This window comes from Xanthomonas bonasiae (assembly GCF_014836395.1).
Taxonomy (GTDB): Bacteria; Pseudomonadota; Gammaproteobacteria; order Xanthomonadales; family Xanthomonadaceae; genus Xanthomonas_A; species Xanthomonas_A bonasiae.
The window spans coordinates 1-18,744 of record NZ_JACSQX010000003.1 but is presented as its reverse complement, the minus strand read 5'-3'; the positions used below and the strand labels follow the sequence as shown (position 1 = coordinate 18,744).

17 protein-coding genes are annotated in these 18,744 nt (G+C 69.3%); 11 read left to right on the top strand and 6 right to left on the bottom strand.

Features of this window, described 5'->3' with window-relative positions; all coding sequences use genetic code 11:
* Positions 1 to 293: 293 nt before the first annotated feature.
* The gene (locus tag H9658_RS05130; protein ID WP_225209772.1) at positions 294 to 3,437 is read left to right on the top strand and encodes a discoidin domain-containing protein; all 3,144 of its coding nucleotides are present in this window, start codon (positions 294 to 296) and stop codon (positions 3,435 to 3,437) included.
* Positions 3,438 to 3,568: 131 nt separating this feature from the next.
* Here the strand turns inward: H9658_RS05130 and H9658_RS05125 are convergent, their stop codons facing one another.
* The 5 genes from H9658_RS05125 to zwf form a co-directional block, all read right to left on the bottom strand.
* Positions 3,569 to 4,225, bottom strand: coding sequence for a bifunctional 4-hydroxy-2-oxoglutarate aldolase/2-dehydro-3-deoxy-phosphogluconate aldolase (locus tag H9658_RS05125; protein WP_179564002.1), 657 nt, complete (start codon positions 4,223 to 4,225; stop codon positions 3,569 to 3,571).
* A 98-nt stretch (positions 4,226 to 4,323) separates the two neighbouring features.
* Positions 4,324 to 6,240, bottom strand: a complete 1,917-nt coding sequence (gene edd / locus H9658_RS05120; RefSeq protein ID WP_191824602.1) for a phosphogluconate dehydratase — start codon at positions 6,238 to 6,240, stop codon at positions 4,324 to 4,326.
* Between the two features lie 124 nt (positions 6,241 to 6,364).
* Positions 6,365 to 7,084 (bottom strand): 6-phosphogluconolactonase, encoded by a 720-nt coding sequence (locus tag H9658_RS05115; RefSeq protein WP_191824601.1) that lies wholly within the window; start codon positions 7,082 to 7,084, stop codon positions 6,365 to 6,367.
* On the bottom strand, positions 7,081 to 8,088 hold the full coding sequence (gene glk / locus H9658_RS05110; protein ID WP_179564008.1) for a glucokinase: 1,008 nt from the start codon (positions 8,086 to 8,088) through the stop codon (positions 7,081 to 7,083). Before glk ends, H9658_RS05115 begins: the two co-directional genes overlap by 4 nt.
* Positions 8,085 to 9,548 carry a glucose-6-phosphate dehydrogenase gene (gene zwf, locus H9658_RS05105; RefSeq protein WP_225209771.1) on the bottom strand — a complete coding sequence of 488 codons (1,464 nt, stop codon included), beginning with the start codon at positions 9,546 to 9,548 and terminating at the stop codon, positions 8,085 to 8,087. The genes glk and zwf overlap by 4 nt, the downstream gene beginning before the upstream one ends.
* Positions 9,549 to 9,960: 412 nt before the next feature.
* Between zwf and H9658_RS05100 the strand changes: the two genes are divergently transcribed.
* On the top strand, positions 9,961 to 11,052 hold the full coding sequence (locus tag H9658_RS05100) for an ABC transporter ATP-binding protein (RefSeq protein WP_191824600.1): 1,092 nt from the start codon (positions 9,961 to 9,963) through the stop codon (positions 11,050 to 11,052).
* A gap of 99 nt (positions 11,053 to 11,151) precedes the next feature.
* Here the strand turns inward: H9658_RS05100 and ygfZ are convergent, their stop codons facing one another.
* Positions 11,152 to 12,024, bottom strand: coding sequence for a CAF17-like 4Fe-4S cluster assembly/insertion protein YgfZ (ygfZ, locus tag H9658_RS05095; protein ID WP_191824599.1), 873 nt, complete (start codon positions 12,022 to 12,024; stop codon positions 11,152 to 11,154).
* 38 nt (positions 12,025 to 12,062) lie between these two features.
* Here ygfZ and H9658_RS05090 point away from each other — a divergent pair, with 38 nt between their 5' ends.
* From H9658_RS05090 to lolD, 9 genes are all read left to right on the top strand, one after another.
* Entirely contained in the window at positions 12,063 to 12,233 is a 171-nt protein-coding gene (locus tag H9658_RS05090) for a DUF1674 domain-containing protein (RefSeq protein WP_179564016.1), read from the top strand.
* A gap of 60 nt (positions 12,234 to 12,293) precedes the next feature.
* A complete protein-coding gene (gene sdhC / locus H9658_RS05085; protein WP_179564018.1) occupies positions 12,294 to 12,686 on the top strand; it encodes a succinate dehydrogenase, cytochrome b556 subunit in 393 nt (130 codons plus the stop codon).
* Entirely contained in the window at positions 12,683 to 13,069 is a 387-nt protein-coding gene (gene sdhD, locus H9658_RS05080; protein WP_179564020.1) for a succinate dehydrogenase, hydrophobic membrane anchor protein, read from the top strand. The genes sdhC and sdhD overlap by 4 nt, the downstream gene beginning before the upstream one ends.
* Positions 13,070 to 13,098: 29 nt before the next feature.
* Positions 13,099 to 14,889 (top strand): succinate dehydrogenase flavoprotein subunit, encoded by a 1,791-nt coding sequence (gene sdhA, locus H9658_RS05075; RefSeq protein WP_191824598.1) that lies wholly within the window; start codon positions 13,099 to 13,101, stop codon positions 14,887 to 14,889.
* Positions 14,890 to 14,993: 104 nt separating this feature from the next.
* Positions 14,994 to 15,776: a succinate dehydrogenase iron-sulfur subunit gene (locus tag H9658_RS05070; RefSeq protein ID WP_179564023.1), complete on the top strand. Its 783-nt coding sequence runs from the start codon at positions 14,994 to 14,996 to the stop codon at positions 15,774 to 15,776.
* Positions 15,777 to 15,907: 131 nt separating this feature from the next.
* Positions 15,908 to 16,156: an FAD assembly factor SdhE gene (locus tag H9658_RS05065; RefSeq protein WP_191824597.1), complete on the top strand. Its 249-nt coding sequence runs from the start codon at positions 15,908 to 15,910 to the stop codon at positions 16,154 to 16,156.
* On the top strand, positions 16,107 to 16,562 hold the full coding sequence (locus H9658_RS05060) for a hypothetical protein (RefSeq protein ID WP_179564025.1): 456 nt from the start codon (positions 16,107 to 16,109) through the stop codon (positions 16,560 to 16,562). Before H9658_RS05065 ends, H9658_RS05060 begins: the two co-directional genes overlap by 50 nt.
* Positions 16,563 to 16,585: 23 nt before the next feature.
* Positions 16,586 to 17,830, top strand: a complete 1,245-nt coding sequence (locus tag H9658_RS05055) for a lipoprotein-releasing ABC transporter permease subunit (RefSeq protein ID WP_191824596.1) — start codon at positions 16,586 to 16,588, stop codon at positions 17,828 to 17,830.
* Complete coding sequence (gene lolD, locus H9658_RS05050; protein WP_406848103.1) at positions 17,823 to 18,578, top strand: lipoprotein-releasing ABC transporter ATP-binding protein LolD; 756 nt, start codon at positions 17,823 to 17,825, stop codon at positions 18,576 to 18,578. The genes H9658_RS05055 and lolD overlap by 8 nt, the downstream gene beginning before the upstream one ends.
* Positions 18,579 to 18,744 lie beyond the last annotated feature (166 nt).

Below are 18,744 nucleotides of genomic sequence, written 5' to 3'. Positions count from 1 at the left end.
AGTGTTACGCCATGGATGGCAGCGGTTCTGCCGATCATGCAGCGCCACTGGCGCGCGTTGCGCCGAACGCCTGGCCGCGATGGTCAGGCCGGGTTGTCCGAAGCCGGTATGCTTCGCCAGGGACGGCATGGCGTATGCACTGGTGCGGGGTGTGCGACTCGCAGGTCATGGTGGACGCGCACCTGTAGGAGGGGCTTCAGCCCCGACGCCGTACCGGTAACGCGTCGGGGTTGAACTCCTCCTGCAAAAAAGCCAACGACACAACGGGGACGAGGTTCATGACGGGAGCGGCGATGACGAGCAGACGGTGGACGATGGCCATCCTGGGCCTGGCGGCGGCGCAGGCCTTTGCCGCAGCGCCGACCGCGCCGGTAGCGCTGGACAGCTTCAACAATCTCGACAACTGGCAGATCGTCGTCTCCAACCAGGTCACCGCCTCGACCCGGTTGGTGCAGGCCGCCAGCGGCGGCCGCGCCAAGGCGATCTGCCTGGACTATGACTTCAACGGCGTTTCCGGCTACGCCGGGATCCGCCGCGCGATCCCGATCGACTATCCGGACAACTACCAGCTCGCATTCCAGCTGCGCGGCGATTCGCCGAGCAACGACCTGCAGTTCAAGCTCGTCGACGCCAGCGGCGACAACGTGTGGTGGGTCAACCGGCCGCGCTACGACTTCCCCAAGCAGTGGAGCACGGTCAGCTTCAAGAAGCGGCAGATCGACAAGGCCTGGGGACCGAGTCCGGACAAGGAACTCAAGCGCAGCGCGCAGGTCGAGTTCACCATCTACAACCAGGTCGGCGGCAAGGGCACGGTGTGCTTCGACCAGCTGACGCTGACGCCGCTGCCGCCGCAGGACACCTCGCCGCTGACGGTGAAGGTCAGCGCCGACACCGCGCCGGCGCTGGAGCAGCGCATCGCCGACGGCAAGCCCGACACGGTGTGGTACAGCGGCAACGCCAAGACCCAGACGATCATGCTCGACCTGGGCAAGGTGCGCGAGTTCGGCGGCGCCAAGGTGCAATGGGCGCCGGGCGTGTATGCCTCGCGCTACAAGCTGCAGGGCTCGGCCGACGGCCGCAGCTGGCGCGAGCTGCGCACCGTCACCGCCGGCAACGGCGGCACCGACTGGTTGCCGATGCCCGAAACCGAGGCGCGCTACGTGCGCATCGACCTGGAGGACGGCCCCAGCTTCCGCTACGGCATCGCCGACATCGCGCTGCAGCCGCTGGCCTTCGCCGCGACCCCGAACGACTTCGTCAAGTCGGTGGCGGCCGATTCCACCCGCGGCTGGTTCCCGCGCGGCTTCAGCGGCGAGCAGCCGTACTGGACCATCGTTGGCCTGGACGGCGGCCGCGAGCAGGGCCTGGTCGGCGAGGACGGCGCGATCGAAGTGGGCAAGGGCGGCTTCAGCATCGAGCCGTTCCTGCTGCTGGACGGCAAGCGCCTGAGCTGGGCCGACGTGAAGACCGCGCAGAGCCTGCAGGACGACTACCTGCCGATCCCCAGCGTGGACTGGAGCCACGACAATGCCGGCCTGCGCATCACCGCCTTCGTGCAGGGCACGCCGGAGCAGGCGCAGCTGGTGGCGCGCTACCGGCTCAGCAACCCGAGCAAGAAGCCGCACGACTACACCCTGGCGCTGGCGGTGCGGCCGTTCCAGGTGAACCCGCCCAGCCAGTTCCTCAACACTGTCGGCGGGGTCAGCCCGATCCATCTGCTGGCGTTCGACGGCGCCCAGGTGCAGGTCAACGGCGAGCCGCGCGTGTTCGCGGTGCAGAAGCCCGACGCGGCCTACGCCACGGCGTTCGACGCCGGCATCGACATCGAGCGCCTGGCCGCCGACAGCGCCGCGCTGCCGCAGCAGGCGTCCGACGCCGACGGCCTGGCCTCGGGCGCGCTGCTGTACCGCGGGCGCCTGGCGCCGGGCGAAGTGCGCGAAGTGGCCTTGCTGATCCCGCAGACCGGCGCGCAGGCGCTGCCGTCCGGGTTCGATGCGGCGCGTGCGCAACAGCTGGTGGCCGAGCAGTGGCGCGAGAAACTGGACCGGGTGCAGCTGAGCGTCCCGGCCGAGGGCAAGGCGCTGGCCGACACCTTGCGCACCGCGCTGGCGCACATGCTGATCTCGCGGATCGGGCCACGCCTGCAGCCGGGCACGCGCTCGTATTCGCGCAGTTGGATCCGCGACGGCGCGATGATTTCCGAAGGCCTGCTGCGCCTGGGCCGCGCCGACGTGGCGCGCGAGTACCTGGAGTGGTACGCGCCGTACCAGTTCGCCAACGGCATGGTGCCGTGCTGCGTGGACGACCGCGGCAGCGATCCGGTGCCGGAGAACGACAGCCATGGCGAACTGATCTTCGGCGTCGCCGACTACTACCGCTACAGCGGCGACCGCGCGTTCCTGGAAAAGATGTGGCCGCACGTGCTGGCCGCGTACGAGTACATGGAACAGCTGCGGCTCAGCGAGCGCACCGAGGAGAACCGGGCACGCAATCCGGCGTTCTACGGGATGATGCCGGTGTCGATCAGCCACGAAGGCTATTCGGCCAAGCCGATGCATTCGTACTGGGACAACTTCTGGGCGCTGCGCGGTTACAAGGACGCGGTGGAGATCGCCGCCGAGCTCGGCCGCGTCGACGATGCGGCACGCTTCGCCGCCGCGCGCGACGAATTCCGCCAGGACCTGTACGCCTCGCTGCAGACCGCCACGCAGCAGCACCACATCGATTTCCTGCCCGGTTCGGCCGAGCTGGGCGATTTCGATCCCACCTCCACGACCATCGCGCTGGCGCCGGGCGGGGAGCAGGGACGGCTGCCGCCGCAGCTGCTGGGCAACACCTTCGAGCGCTATTGGGGCGAGTTCGCCAGCCGCCGCGACGGCAAGCGCGAGTGGAAGGACTACACCCCGTACGAATGGCGCAACGTCGCCGCGTTCGTGCGCCTGGGCTGGCGCGAGCGGGCCTGGGACGCGACCCAGTTCTTCTTCAAGGACCGCGCGCCGCAGCCGTGGAACCAGTGGGCCGAAGTGGTCTCGCGCACGCCGCGCAAGCCGTTCTTCGTCGGCGACCTGCCGCATGCCTGGGTGGCGTCGGACTTCGTGCGCTCGACGCTGGACATGTTCGCCTACGCGCGCGACATCGACGACAGCCTGGTGCTGGCGGCCGGCGTGCCGGCGGCCTGGTTCGACGGCAAGGGCATCGCGATCCAGGACCTGCGCACTCCGCAGGGCGAACTGAGCTACCAACTGCGCCGGCAGAAGAATCGCCTGACCCTGGGCATCAGCGGTGGCCTGCGCGTGCCCAGCGGCGGCCTGGTGCTGCCGTGGCCGTATCCGGGCGAACCCGGGCGCACCCTGGTCAATGGCGAGCCGGCGCAGTGGGAAAATGGCGAGCTGCGGATCCGTTCGTTGCCGGCGGATGTGCAGATCGAGGTGCGGTGAGGCCGGGATTCGGGAGTCGGGATTGGGGATTCGTAACAGCAAAAGCAAAAGCAAAAAAGCGCCGGCATGCCGGCGCTTTTTTTGTTCGTTTCCCGATCGCGGGGAACCGGGCTTTAGCGAATCCCGAATCCCTAATCCCGAATCCCGCGGACAATGGCCGCCGCCTTCGCCGCGCTCTCGCGCACCTTGTCCCACTCGCCGTTGGCCAGCCAGTCCTTCGGCACCATCCACGAGCCGCCGATGCAGACCACGTTCGGCTGCGCCAGGTACTCGGCCGCGGTGCTTTCGCCGATGCCGCCGGTGGGGCACAGCTTCAGGTCCGCCAGCGGACCGGCCAGGCCCTTGAGCATCGCCAGGCCGCCGACCGCGGTGGCCGGGAACAGCTTGCAGACGCGGAAGCCGCGCGCCATCAGCGCCAGCAGTTCGGTCGGGGTGGCCGCGCCCGGTACCACCGGCAGCGGCGCCCGCGCCAGCGCGTCGGCCAGCGCCGGCGGCGTGCCCGGGGTGACGATGAAATCGGCGCCGGCGTCGATCGCCTGCTGCAGCTGGGTTTCGGTGAGCACCGTGCCGGCGCCGATCTTGATGTCCGGCAGTTCGCGTTTGAGCATCGCCAGCGCGTCCATCGCCACCGGCGTGCGCAGGGTCAGCTCGATCGCGGGCAGGCCGCCTTCGAGCAGCGCGGCGGAGACGCGGCGCGCCTCGTCCAGGCTGTGCACGGTCACCACCGGCAGGATGCCGGCGGCGCGCAGGAGCTGTTCGGCGGTGTTCTGGTGTTCGGCAATCGTCATGGCAATCTCGTAGTCGCGAGGATGGCGGGAGTGCATCGGCCGCAGGCGGCCGACGCGGGGGTGGCGTGGCACCGGTGGCGCCGGTCGGGCCGCAAGGCTTACGCGTCCTTCGCCTCGTGCGGCGCGTCGGCGGCCTCGCTGCTGCGGCCCAGGTCGTACTCGGCGTCGTAGTTCCAGTCGTCGCCGTCGGCGGCCGGCGGGCCGCAGGAGATCGACATCGCGCCCTGGTCGGCGGGACCGACCACGCGGCGGTTGATCGCGAACAGGTTGCGGCCGAGGTCGTGCGCAGCCGGCGCGGTGTTCGGCGCCAGCGCACGCGCCGCCCATTCGGCGGCATCCACCAGCACTTCCAGGGTGCCGGCTTCGCCGTCCAGGCGCACGATGTCGCCTTCGCGCACGCGCGCGATCGGGCCGCCGCGCGCCGCTTCCGGCGTCACGTGGATCGCCGCGGGGAACTTGCCCGAGGCGCCGGACAGGCGCCCGTCGGTGACCAGCGCCACGCGCCGGCCCTGGTTCTGCAGCAGGCCCAGCAGCGGCGCCAGCGAATGCAGTTCCGGCATGCCGTTCGCGCGCGGGCCCTGGTAGCGCAGCACCACCACGAAGTCGTGCGGCAGCACCCCGGCGGCATGCAGCTTGTTCAAGGCCTGCGGCGCGTCGATGACCACCGCCGGCGCCTCGATGGTGCGGAATTCCGGCTTCACCGCCGACAGCTTGATCAGCGAGCGGCCGAGATTGCCGCGCAGCAGGCGCAATCCGCCCTGCGCTTCGAACGGATTGGAGGCCGGGCGCACCACGCTTTCGTCGGCGCTCTTGGCCGGGCTCGGCACGTAGGCCAGCGCGCCGTTCTGCACGCACGGCTCGTCGCCGTAGGCACGCATGCCGCCGGGCACGATGGTGGCCAGGTCGTCGTGCATCAGCCCCGCGTCCATCAGCTCGCGGAACACGAACCCCACGCCGCCGGCCGCGGCGAAATGGTTCACGTCGGCCTCGCCGTTGGGATACACGCGGGTCAGCAGCGGCACGATCTGCGACAGTTCGTCCAGGTCGTCCCAGGTCAGCACGATGCCGGCCGCGCGCGCCACCGCCAGCCAGTGGATGGTGTGGTTGGTGGAGCCGCCGGTGGACATCAGCGCGACCGCGGCGTTGACGATCGCGCGTTCGTCGATCAGCCGGCCGAGCGGGCGGAAATCGCTACCCAGCGCGGTGATGCGCAGCGCGCGCTCGGTGGCCTGCTGGGTCAGCGCGTCGCGCAGCGGCGTGCCCGGATTGACGAACGAGGCGCCGGGCAACTGCACGCCCATCGCTTCCAGCAACACCTGGTTGGAATTGGCGGTGCCGTAGAAGGTGCAGGTGCCGGGCGCGTGGTAGGACGCCGATTCGGCGGCCAGCAGTTCCTCGCGGGTGGCCTGGCCGGCGGCGTAGCGCTCGCGCACCTCGGCCTTCTGCTTGTTGGGAATGCCCGGGGTCATCGGCCCGGCCGGCACGAACACCGCCGGCAGGTGGCCGAACGCCAGCGCGCCGATCAGCAGGCCGGGCACGATCTTGTCGCACACGCCCAGGTAGAGGGTGGTGTCGAACATGTCGTGGCTGAGGCCGATCGCGGTGGCCTGGGCGATCACGTCGCGCGAGAACAGCGACAGCTCCATGCCCGGGCGGCCCTGGGTCACGCCGTCGCACATCGCCGGCACGCCGCCGGCGACCTGCGCGGTGGCGCCCAACGCACGCGCGGTGCTGCGGATGATCTCCGGGTAGTGCTCGAACGGCTGATGCGCCGACAGCATGTCGTTGTAGGCGGTGACGATGCCCAGGTTCGGGGTGATCCCGCCTTCCAGCCGGCTCTTGTCGGTCGGGCCGCAGGCGGCGAAGCCGTGCGCCAGGTTGCCGCAGCTCAGGCGGCTGCGGAACGGGCCGTCGCGCAATGCGGCATCGATGCCGGCCAGATAGGCGCGCCGCGACGGCGCACTGCGCGCGCGGATGCGTTCGGTGATCGCGTGGATTTTCGGATGCAGGCTCATTGGCAGAAGTGGCTATGAAGTGTGGGGGAGTGACCGCATGACGGAACGAGGAACTCGGACAAACCGGAAATGCGGCAGCACGCGGCTGTTCCCATTCCCGATTCCCGATTCCCCACTCCCAGCCTCACTCACACCAATGCACGCGCAAGCGCGCACCAGGCGTGTCGAAGGCGACGCGGATCGGGAATTCGTGCGGATCGCTGCCGGCCAGCGCGCGCTCGAGCACCTCGAGCTTCTGCTTGCCGCGCAGCAACAGCATGCGCTGGCCGATCGGCGCCAACCCGGCCGGGGTCAGGGTGATGCGCAGCGGCCAGGTGTTGGCGCCGGGGCAGCCGGTGGCGTCGAGCGCGGCGTAGGGCAGGGGATTGGCCAGCGCCTTGTTCAGGTCGGTGGCGCCGGGAAACAGCGACGCGGTGTGGCCGTCGCCGCCCATGCCGAGCACCGCCATGCACGCGGCCGGCGCATGCTGCGCATGCAGGTTGGCGGCGTGCACGCAATCCTGCAGCGGCTTGCCGACCCGCACCAGCGGCTCGAAGCGCGCGCCTTCGGCACGTTCCAGGAAGCTCTGCCGGACCAGGTAGGCATTGCTGTCGCTGTCCTGCGGCGACAGCCAGCGCTCGTCGACCAGGCCCACTTCCAGCTTGGTCCAGTCCAGCGGCAACTCGGCCAGCGCCTGGTACACCGGCGCCGGGGTGGTGCCGCCGGACAGCAGCAGCCGCGCGTTGCCGCGCAGCTCGATGTCCGCGCGCAGCGCGTCGCCGATCTCTGCCGCTGCCGCGTCGATCCATTCGTCGGGATCGTCGTAGCGGATCAGGGTGATGCGATCGGACAACGTGGGGCTCATGTAACGACTCCTGGGGATTGCCGCTCGGCATCGACCGCGTAGGCGGCGGCGCCGAGCAGGCCGGGACGGGGGTGGATCACTGCCAGCGACGGTACCCGCGCCATGATCGACGAAAAGCGGCCCTTGTGCTCGAAGCGCTGGCGGAAGCCGGAGTGCTGCAGCGCGTCGAGCATCTTCGGCACCAGGCCGCCGGTCAGGAACACGCCGTCCCAGGCGCCCTGCACCAGCACCAGGTCGCCGGCGATGGCGCCGAACACCGCGCAGAACACGTCGATGGTGCGCATCGCGCGGTAGTCGCCCTGCGCGGCGCGGGCGGTGATGTCCTCCGGCTGCAGCGGACCGGGGTTGTCGCCGGCGATTTCGCTGAGCGCGCGATGGATGTTGACCAGGCCGGGGCCGCAGATCAGGCGTTCGTTGGAGACGCGGCCGAACTGCTGCGACAGCAGCTCCAGGATGCGGATCTCCTCGGGCGTGCCCGGCGGGAAACTGACGTGGCCGCCCTCGGTCTCCAGCGGGATGCAACGGCCGCCGCGGGTCAGCAGGCCGCCGACGCCCAGGCCGGTGCCGGGGCCGATCACCGCGTAGTTGCGCGGCGTGGCGACCGGCGCCGGCTGCCACGCCGCGCCGCCGACCTGGACCACGTCCTGCGGCTGCAGCAGGCTGATCGCCATCGCCTGCGCGGCGAAGTCGTTGATCAGGTGCAGCTCGTCGAAGCCGAGCATGGCGCAGGTGCGCGAGCGCGAGATCACCCACGGATGGTTGGTGATCCGCGCCTCGTCGCCGTCCACCCGCCCGGCCACGGCGAACACGCCGCTGCGCGCGTCCACGCCGGTCTGCTGCAGGTAGTGGCGCGCCGCGTCGCCCAGCGACGGGAACTCCACCACCGCATAGGTCTGGGTGCTGTCGTCGAGCAACGGCGTGGACGCGTCGAGGTCGGCGAGCGCGAAGCGCGCGTTGGTGCCGCCGATGTCGGCGACCAGCACCGGCCGCAGCGGCGCGCTCATGACGCGTCCCGCTGCACGGCGCTGGCGTCGTCGGCGGAGACGTAGCGTTCGGCTTCCTGCGGCCCCCAGCTGCCGGCCGGGTAGGGCAGCAGCGGCAGTTGCGCCTGCGCCCAGGCGTCGCTGACGCTGTCGATCCAGGCCCAGGCCGCGCGCACTTCGTCGTCGCGCACGAACAGCGCGTGGTTGCCGTTGAGCGCGTCCAGCATCAGCCGCTCGTAGGCGATGCGGCGATGCAGGCCGGTCGGTACCGACAGTTCCAGTTCCAGCGGCTGCAGTTCCAGCGCGCCCCATTCCGGGCCGGCCAGGCTGCTCATCAGGCCCAGTTCGATGTTCTCCTGCGGCTGCAGCTGGAAGGTCAGCCGGTTCGGCGCCACGTGCTTCGCGTCCGGGCGCTCGAACAGCCAGTGGGTGACCGGCTTGAGCGTGACCACGATGCGCGTGGTGCGTTCGGCCAGGCGCTTGCCGGTGCACAGCCGGAACGGCACCCCGGCCCAGCGCCAGTTGTCGATGTAGGCGGTGACGCCGACGAAGGTCTCCACGTCGCTGCCTTCCGGCGGCTGGTAGGCCTGCGCCTGCTGGCCGTTGATGGTGCCGGCGGTGTAGCGCCCGCGCACGCTGTCGCGCGCGGCGTGCGCGGCCTGCAGCGGACGCAGTGCACGCAGCACCTTGACCTTCTCGTCGCGGATGCGGTCCGCCTCCAGCGAGGCCGGCGGCTCCATCGCCACCAGGCACAGCAGCTGCAGGATATGGCTCTGGACCATGTCGCGCAGCGCGCCGGAACGCGCGTAGTAGGCGTCGCGGCCGTCCACGCCCTCGCTCTCGGCGACCAGGATCTCCACCGACTCGATGTAGTTGCGGTTCCACACCGCCTCCAGCAGCGTGTTGCCGAAGCGCAGCGCGATCAGGTTCTGCACCGCCGCCTTGCCCAGGTAGTGGTCCAGGCGGAACACGCGGTCCTCGTCGATCAGCGCGCCGATCGCCTGCAGGATCTCGCGCGCGCTGGCCGAGTCGTGGCCGATCGGCTTCTCCAGCATCAGCCGGTTCGGCGCGGCCAGCGCCCCGCCCAGGGCCAGGCCCTGGCAGGTGCTGATGTACAGCCCCGGCGGGATCGCCAGGTAGCTGACGCACTTGCGCGAGGCCAGCTCGCGCACCGCGTCGGCCACCGACTCGGCGTTGCGCAGGTCCACTGAGCGGTAGTCGGTGCGATCCAGCAGCGACTGGATCACCGCCTCGCTGACCTGCGGCATCGCCGCCTGCAGCCGCGGCTTGAGGATCTCGTGGAACTTGGCGGTGTCGTGCGGCGACAGCGCCAGCGCGCGGATGCGGAAGTCTTCCGGCAGGAAGCCGTCGTCGAGCATGCGCAGCAGCGACGGGAACAGGTAGCGCTGGGCCAGATCGCCGGTGGCGCCAAACAGCAGGAACGTATCGTGCATCGACCGGTTTTCGGTTTCGGGTGACATTTCGTCGATCACCTGGGGGCTAGTAGTGACGTGGCGTTGGTAAGCAAGCGGCGGAAGCGGCCTGTATCCGTCCTGCAGCTCGCGCGGGGGCATAGCGATGACGACCGCCAGGCGGGACCGCACGATCCGGGAGATGAATACGACTGCCAGACCTCTGAGCATACCTGTCTAATGCCTCAAGCATCAGAGCCGGCGCTCGGCGCACGCCCGGACGGCGGCGGCTGGCGGTTCGCATCGCAAGCCCTCCCAGGCGTCGATGTTGCCCCGTGAAAACGGTTACATGGCAGAATACCGCATTGCGATCCCATTGTTGCCTGTGTCGCTGGCACGATGCGAACCGCATTCGTATGCACTGCCTTCGGGAGGGACCGGCGGCAGCCCGTCCCTTCTGCCGGAAACCGGATACCGCACCATGGCGAAAGTACAACTGGACAACATCCGCAAGGTCTACGACAACGGCCAGGTCGCCGTGCACGGGGCCAGCTTCGAAGTGGCCGACGGCGAACTGATGGTGCTGGTCGGGCCCTCGGGCTGCGGCAAATCCACCCTGCTGCGCATGATCGCGGGGCTGGAGGAGATCAGCGGCGGCGAGCTGCGCATCGGCGAGCGCGTGGTCAACGACGTGGCGCCGAAGGACCGCGACATCGCGATGGTGTTCCAGAGCTACGCGCTGTACCCGCACATGACCGTGGCCGAGAACCTGGCATTCGGGCTGAAGCTGCGCGGCGAGACCAAGGACGTGATCGCGCGCCGCGTCGCCGCCGCCGCCGACACCCTGGGCCTGACCCCGATGCTGGACAAGCTGCCGCGCGCGATGTCCGGCGGCCAGCGCCAGCGCGTGGCGCTGGGCCGCGCGCTGGTGCGCGAGCCGGCGGTGTTCCTGCTCGACGAGCCGCTGTCGAACCTGGACGCCAAGCTGCGCCACTCGGTGCGTACCGAGATCGCGCAGCTGCACCGCAAGCTCGGCACCACGATGATCTACGTGACCCACGACCAGGTCGAGGCGATGACCCTGGGCCAGCGCATCGTGGTGCTCAAGGACGGGCGGATCCAGCAGATCGACACGCCGATGGCGCTGTACGACCGCCCGGCCAACCTGTTCGTGGCCGGCTTCCTCGGCAGCCCGGCGATGAACGTGTTGCAGGGCCAACTGCTCGAAGAGGGCGGCCTGCAGCAGCTGCAGCTGGCCGACGGCAGCCGCGTGCCGCTGCACGGCGCGCATGTCGCGCCGCAATGGCTGGGCCGGCCGATCGCGATCGGCGTGCGCCCCGAGCACCTGCAGCCCAGCGAGGACGGGCAGGCTGGGTTCGAAGCCACGGTCGAGGTGATCGAGCCGGTCGGCAACGAGATCTTCGTCAACCTCAGCTACGGCAGCCAGCCGCTGGTGATGCGGGTGGCGCCGCGCACGCTGCCCGGCCTGGGCGAGCCCCTGCGCGTGGCGGTGCGCGGCGAGGCGCTGCACTTCTTCGATCCGGAGAGCGGCGAGCGCCTGTCGCCGGCTTGAAGCATCGCGCCGGCCGGCGGCGGCGAGTTCTGGCAGCGCGCCGCCGCGCCGACGCAGCGCGTTGCCGAGGAGGGCAGGACGGCGGGCTGCGAGGCTCGCTCAGCGTGCCAGGCCGTCGCGCAGCGGCTGCCAATGCGCCGGATGCGCGCCGATGGACAAGCCGGTCGGCGGCGCCTCCTCCAGCGGCAGCACCGCCAGCGCCAGCGTGTCGGCGACGCTGACCACGCTGCCCAGCGGCTGTCCGTCGCGCAGCACCTGCGCGCCGACCTCGGCCGTGCCGTCCACGTCCAACAACTGCAGCGCGCGCTTGGCCTTGCCCAGGAAATGGGTGCGGGCGACGATCTCCTGGCCCGGATAGCAGCCCTTCTTCACGCTGAACGCGTGCAGCCGGTCCAGCGCCAGCTGTTGCGGGGTCCATTGCTCGCGCTGGCCGGGATCGAGCCGGGCCAGGCCCAGGCGCAGATCGGCTTGGCGCCAGGCGGCGGCGAAGCTGGGGTCAGCCACGTCCTGCGTGGCTTGCGCGGCCGGCACCAGCAGCAGGGTGCGCGGCAGGCCGTCGCCGCCCATGTCCAGTTCGATCGCCCCGTCGCCACGCTCGGCCAGCACCGCGCCTTGCGCATGCGCGGGTGCCGCCAGGCGCGCGTAGGCGTGCAGATCGTCGTGCGCGGCGATGCGCACCTTGCGCCGGAACACGAAACGGTTCAGCGCCGCGGCCAGGTCCGCCGCGCCGCCGTCCGGCAGCAGCACCAGCAAGGCGTCGTCGGCGCGGCGCAGCAGCGCGAACAGCGCGATCACCCGGCCCTTGGCGCTCAGCCAGGCGTTCCATTGCCAGTGGCCGTTGCGCAGCGCCTGCACGTCGTTGGCGAACTGCGCCTGGGCGAAAGCGACTGCATCCGCGCCGCTCAACGCCACGTATTGCAGGTCTGGGAGCGCGGAAAAACCGGCGGAAGTGAGATTCAGGTTGTCAGGCACGAGGGGGAGGACTAAAATTACGCTGTTGTGAGACCCGCATGATAGGCCAACCAACCCCCACACCCGAGCCCGATCCCGAAACGCAGCGACCCGCCGAGGAGAACACTCCGGAAGCGACGCCTGCGCCGCGGGAAATCGGCGGTCGCGGCGGCCTCGAGCCGACGCGCTACGGCGACTGGGAGAAAAACGGACGCTGCATCGATTTTTGAGCAGCTTTGAGCCAACGCGGCCTTAAGCACGCCGCCCAGCCGAGACAACGAGCCCAGCGAATGGCGACCCGCGAACGTCCTCTTTCCCCCCACCTGCAGGTCTATCGCTGGCAGATCCAGATGGTGACCTCGATCCTGCATCGAGCCACTGGCATCATCCTGTCGGTCGGTGCCCTGATCATTGCGGCCGCGCTGTTGGTGCTGATGCTCGGCCCAGCCTCCTGGAACTGCTTCCGCGGCATGGCCGGCGCCTGGTACGGTCAGCTGTTCCTGTTCGCCTGGAGCTGGGCCTTCGCCTACCACCTGTGCAACGGCCTGCGCCACATCGTGCAGGACTTCGGCCACGGCTTCAGCATCCCCGCCTTCGTGCGCAACAGCTGGCTGTCGGTGATCGGCAGCCTGGTGATCGTCGCGCTGATCTGGGCCTACGTGCTGACCGGAGCCGCCGCATGAGCCGATATCGCACCCCGTTGAAGAACGTGCGCGGCCTGGGTGCCGCCAAGTCCGGCACCGAGCACTTCGTGCTGCAGCGGCTCACCGCCACCGCACTGGTCGGCCTCACCATCTGGTTCCTGGTGTTCGTGCTGAGCCTGCTCGGCGCCGACTACGTCACCGCCACCGAGGCGGTGGCCAAGCCGTGGAACGCGGTGCTGCTGGTCGGCTTCCTGGTCGCGATGTTCTGGCATGCGCAGATCGGCCTGCAGGTGATCCTCGAAGACTATGTGCACAACTCGCTGCTGGCCCTGGCGCTGCAGACCACGGTGAAGTTCGTCGCCGTGCTCGGTGCGATCGTCGGTGTATTCGCGGTCGCCCGCATCGCGCTGGGCAGCGCCTGATCGGCGCCCGGAACAGGAATTCAAACTAGATGTCCGCTTACAAGATCACCGAACACAAGTACGACATGGTCGTGGTCGGCGCCGGCGGCGCCGGCCTGCGCGCCACCTTCGGCCTGGCCGCCAAGGGCCTGCAGACGGTCTGCCTGACCAAGGTCTTCCCGACCCGTTCGCACACCGTGGCCGCGCAGGGCGGCATCTCCGCCGCGCTCGGCAACATGGGCGAGGACGACTGGCGCTACCACTTCTACGACACCATCAAGGGCTCGGACTGGCTGGGCGACCAGGACGCGATCGAGTACATGTGCCGCGAGGCGATCCCGGCGATCATCGAGCTGGAGCACTACGGCGTGCCGTTCAGCCGCACCGAGGACGGCAAGATCTACCAGCGTCCGTTCGGCGGCATGACCACCAAGTACGGCGAAGGCCCGTCCGCGCAGCGCACCTGCGCCGCCGCCGACCGTACCGGCCACGCCATGCTGCACACGCTGTACCAGCAGTCGCTGGCGCACAACGCGCGCTTCATGATCGAGTACTTCGCGCTGGACCTGATCTTCGACGAGGAAGGCGTGTGCCGCGGCGTGCTCGCGCTGGACATGGCCGAAGGCTCGTTACACCTGTTCCGCGCCCACGGCGTGGTGCTGGCCACCGGCGGCTACGGCCGCGCCTACTTCAGCGCCACCTCCGCGCATACCTGCACCGGCGACGGCGGCGGCCTGGTGATGCGCGCCGGCCTGCCGATGCAGGACATGGAGTTCGTGCAGTTCCACCCCACCGGCATCTACGGCGCCGGCTGCTTGATCACCGAGGGCGTGCGCGGCGAAGGCGGCATCCTGCGCAACAGCAATGGCGAGCGCTTCATGGAGCGCTACGCGCCGCACTACAAGGATCTGGCCTCGCGCGACGTGGTGTCGCGTTCTATGACCATCGAGATCCGCGAAGGCCGCGGCGTCGGCGAGCACAAGGACCACATCCTGCTCGACCTGACCCACCTCGGCCCGGAGGTGATCAACGAGAAGCTGCCCGGCATCGCCGAGAGCGCGCACATCTTCGCCGGCGTCGATGTGGCCAAGCAGCCGATCCCGGTGATCCCGACCGTGCACTACAACATGGGCGGCATCCCGACCAACTACCACGGCGAAGTGGTGCGCAAGGACGGCGACAACCCCGATGCGGTGGTGCCCGGCCTGTATGCGATCGGCGAAGCGGCCTGCGTGTCGGTGCACGGCGCCAACCGCCTGGGTTCCAACTCGCTGCTGGACCTGGTGGTGTTCGGGCGTGCGGTGGCCAACCGCTGCGCCGAGACGATCAAGACCGGCGCGCCGCACAAGACCCTGGCCAGCGATTCCTGCGACAAGGCGCTGGGCCTGCTCGACAAGCTGCGCAATTCCAATGGCGGCACGCCGACCTCGGTGATCCGCGACAAGATGCAGCGCACCATGCAGTCCGACGCGGCGGTGTTCCGCACCAGCAAGACGCTCAAGGAAGGCGTCGACAAGATGGCCGAGATCTACGCCACGTTCGAGGACGTGAAGGTCTCCGACCGCTCGCTGGTGTGGAATTCGGACCTGATCGAGACCTACGAGCTGAACAACCTGCTGCTCAACGCGGTGGCGACGATCAACTCGGCCGAGCAACGCAAGGAAAGCCGCGGCGCGCATGCGCACGAGGATTTCCCGGACCGCGACGACGTCAACTGGCAGAAGCACACCCTGGTCACCGTCGACGACAAGGGCCAGTGCAGCTTCGACTACCGTCCGGTGCACATGTACACGCTCAGCAAGGACGTCGAAGTGGTGCCACCGAAACCGCGCGTCTACTGACCAAAGCCGGGATTGGGGATTGGTGATTCGGGATTCGAAGCACTTCGTTTCCTGCTCTCAACCTATCCCCAATCCCTAATCCCCAATCCCGGATTTTAAAAGCCATGGCAGAGTTCACCCTCCCCAAGAATTCCAAGATCGGCAAGGGCAAGCACTTTCCCGCCACCGGCGCGAAGAATGCTCGTACCTTCAAGGTCTACCGTTGGAATCCGGACGACGACAGCAACCCGCGCACCGACACCTACGAGGTGGATCTGGACGCGTGCGGCCCGATGGTCCTGGACGCGCTGATCAAGATCAAGAACGAGATCGATCCGACCCTGACCTTCCGCCGTTCCTGCCGCGAGGGCATCTGCGGGTCGTGCGCGATGAACATCGACGGCACCAACACGCTGGCCTGCACCAAGGCGATCGCCGACTGCGACAAGGCCGAAGTGCCGATCTATCCGCTGCCGCACATGAGCGTGATCAAGGATCTGGTGCCGGACCTGACCCACTTCTACGCGCAGTACGCGTCGATCAAGCCGTGGATCCGCACCCAGACCCCGCCGCCGCCGGACCGCGAGCGGCTGCAGTCGCCGGAAGACCGCAAGAAGCTCGACGGCCTGTACGAATGCATCCTGTGCGCGTGCTGCTCGACCAGCTGCCCGAGCTACTGGTGGAACGGCGAGCGCTACCTGGGCCCGGCTATCCTGCTGCAGGCCTATCGCTGGATCATCGACTCGCGCGACGAGGACACCGGTGCGCGCCTGGACGATCTGGAAGATCCGTTCAAGCTGTACCGCTGCCACACCATCATGAACTGCGCGCGGACCTGCCCGAAGGGGCTGAACCCGGCGCTGGCGATCGCCGAGATCAAGAAGCTGATGATGGCGCGTCGCGCCTGATCGGCTAGCGCTTCACCACGACGGGCACGCCCGTCCACTGCGCGGCACCGGCTCTCGGGTTCGGTGCCGCGCGCGTTTTCGACGGTCGCCAGGCAAGGCGTCCGTCCACCAGGCAAGGGTGCGATGCGATGATGGACGAAGCCACCGAACTGAAGAAGCTGCGCTGGCGCTGCCGGCGCGGCATGCGCGAACTGGACCAGCTGTTCGGGCGCTACCTGGACCGGCGCTGGGCGCAGGCATCCGAAGCCGAGCGCGGGGTTTTCCTATACCTGCTCGACTGCGAGGACGATAAGTTGTGGCGCTGGTTCATGGGCTACGAGGCTTGTCCCGATGCACGCGCCGCCGATCTCATCGCCACCATCCGCGCCATGCCGGCTTGAGTGGCGCCCTTCGCGCTGGCTGCTGGCGGCGCTGGCGCTGCTGAGCGTCCTGGCGCCGCTGTCGATCCTGGGTTCTGACATGCCGCGCAGTTGCGCCTGGCCGGCGGCGGCGCTGGCCGCGCTGTATGCGGTACTGCTGCTGCGGCGCGAAGCCCGGCGCGCGCCGCGCGCGCTGCTGATCCCGCCGCAGGGCAGCGCCGCGGCAAGCCTCGACGGCCAGCCGTTGGCGGCGCTGCAGGTGGACTGGCGCGGGCCGCTGGCCTTCGTGCGCTGGCGCGACGCGGATGGCCGGGTCGGGCGCCTGGCCTGGTGGCCGGACACGCTGCCGCCGGCGGCACGACGTGAACTGCGTCTGGCCGCTCAGGCCCGTGCCGCTTCGTCTGCGCCGCCGCAGATGGCACCATAGCGCTCCCTGGATGGTGGCTGCGCATGTTCAAACCCTTACCCGTGGCCATCGGCCTGCGCTATCTGCGCGCCAAGCGCCGCAACAACTTCATCTCCTTCATCTCGATGGCCTCGATCCTCGGCATCGCCCTGGGCGTGACCGTGCTGATCACCACGCTGGCGGTGATGAGCGGTTTCCAGAAGGAGATCCGCGACCGCCTGCTGCAGATGGCCGCGCATGCCACGGTCAGCGCGCAAGGCGCGCCGATGGAGGACTGGCAGCATGCGGTGGACGTGGCGACCCGCGATCCGCGCGTGGCCGGCGCCGCGCCGTACGTGGAAGAGGAGGCGCTGCTCACCGGGCAGCGCAACCAGCCGGCGATCGTGCGCGGCATCCTGCCCAACGAAGAGGCCAAGGTCTCGGTGCTGGCGCAGAAGATGAAGCAGGGCTCGATCGACAGCCTGACCCCCGGCTCCTACAACATCCTGCTCGGCCAGGAACTGGCGCTGTGGCTGGGCGTGGGCGTCGGCGACAAGGTGGTGGTGATGCTCGGCGAACCGCAGGCCAGCCCGATGGGCATGGTGCCGCGCTACAAGCGCTTCACCGTCAGCGGCATCTTCGAAGCCGGCTACAACGAGATCGACCGCGGCCTGGCGGTGACCAGCATGCCGGACATGCAGCGCGTGCTGCGCATGGGCGACGGCGTCACCGGCGTGCGCCTGAAGCTGCACAACATGGACCTGGCCTGGGAGGTGGCGCGCGACCTGGCGCTGAACCTGCACGGCCCGTACATGGTCAGCGACTGGACCCGCGAGAACGCCAACCTGTACCAGTCGCTGAAGATGGAAAAGACGGTGATGGGCATCCTGCTGTCGCTGATCATCGCGATGGGCGCGTTCAACCTGGTGTCCTCGCAGGTGATGCTGGTCACCGACAAGCAGGCCGACATCGCCATCCTGCGCACGCTGGGGCTGAGCCCGGGCGGGGTGATGCAGGTGTTCATGGTGCAGGGCACGCTGATCGGCGTGTTCGGCACCATCGCCGGGGTGATCGGCGGCATCCTGCTGACCTTGAACCTGGAGCGGATCCTGGCCGGCATCGAGGCGCTGTTCAACATCAAGCTGCTGCCGGAGGACGTGTACTACATCACCGGCCTGCCCACCGACATGCAGCCGCACGACGTGGTGGTGATCACCATCGTCGCGCTGCTGATGAGCTTCCTGGCCACGCTGTATCCGGCCTGGCGCGCCGCGCGCACGCAACCGGCGGAGGCGCTGCGTTATGAATGAGGGCCGGGAGTCGGGATTGGGGATTGGGGATTCGGATATGCAAAAGCCACAGCGAGCGGAGGCGGCGATCCGCGCCGAGGGCTTGGGCAAGACCTATGCCGAGGGCAAGATGCGCACGCCCGTGTTCGACGGGCTGGACCTGGCGGTGGCGCCGGGCGAGACCGTGGCCATCGTCGGCGCGTCCGGCGCCGGCAAGAGCACGCTGCTGCACCTGCTCGGCGGCCTGGACGTCCCCACTGCCGGCGAGGTGTATGTGGCCGGGCAGCGCATGTCGGCGCTGTCGGACGCGGCGCGCGGCCAGCTGCGCAACCGCTCGCTCGGCTTCGTCTACCAGTTCCATCACCTGCTGCCGGAATTCACCGCGCTGGAGAACGTGATGATGCCGGTGCTGCTGGGCGGCGCCGCGGTCAAGGACGCCGACGCGCGCGCGCGTGCGCTGCTGGAGTCGGTGGGCCTGGGTCACCGCCTGGAGCACAAGCCCGGCGAGCTGTCCGGCGGCGAGCGCCAGCGCGCGGCGGTGGCGCGCGCGCTGGTCAACCGCCCGGCCTGCGTGCTCGGCGACGAACCGACCGGCAACCTCGACGACAAGACCGCGGCCAACGTGTTCGCGCTGATGCTCGACCTCAACCGCGCGCACGGCACCAGCCTGGCCCTGGTCACCCACGACCGCAGCCTGGCGCGCAAGCTCGACCGCGTGCTGGAACTGCACCAGGGCAAGCTGCGCGAACTGGCGCCTGCCGACGTGTAGCGGCAGGCATGCCGGCGTGGAAGGCGCGCCGGCATGGCCGCGACCCGGCGGTCACGACCCATGCATCCCGGGAGCATGGCGGTTTCGGCGATCGGTCGCGGCTGAAGCCGCTCCTACAGGGCACCCGGCGAGTCGCCCGCGAGCTTCCTGTAGGAGCGGCTTCAGC